Here is a 503-nt window from a genome sequence, read left to right as displayed (position 1 = left end):
CGATCCAAATGTGGGAGGGGGCTTGCCCCCGATAGCGGTGTGTCAGTCGATTCATCAGGTGACTGATTCAGCGCCATCGGGGCATCGGTGTCTACACCACCCTGGGTATAGCGCTGGACCTGTGGCGAGGGAGCTTGCTCCCGCTGGCTGCCTGACAGCCAAGCGCCATCTAACGGTTAGACCGCGATGCAAATGTGGGAGGGGGCTTGCCCCCGATAGCGGTGTGTCAGTCGATTCATCAGGCGACTGATTCAGCGCCATCGGTGCCTCGGTATCTACACAATTCTGGCTATGGCGCAGGACCTGTGGCGAGGGAGCTTGCTCCCGTGGCGGCCTGACAGCTGACATGGATGCTGGATCAGACCAGGTACATATCCGTTATTTAGGTAACGGCCACTATGGGTTCCGCTTTTACAGCGGGCGGCGTTTTTCAAGGTAGTTGTCGTGTCTCCCGTCTTGCTAGGCGACCTTCACGACAACTGTCAGCTCCCTTTCGGGGTTGA

It is taken from the genome of Pseudomonas marginalis, assembly GCF_001645105.1.
GTDB classification, from domain to species: domain Bacteria; phylum Pseudomonadota; class Gammaproteobacteria; order Pseudomonadales; family Pseudomonadaceae; genus Aquipseudomonas; species Aquipseudomonas petroselini.
The sequence above is the reverse complement of the archived record's forward strand: the minus strand, read 5'-3'. Positions refer to the sequence as shown.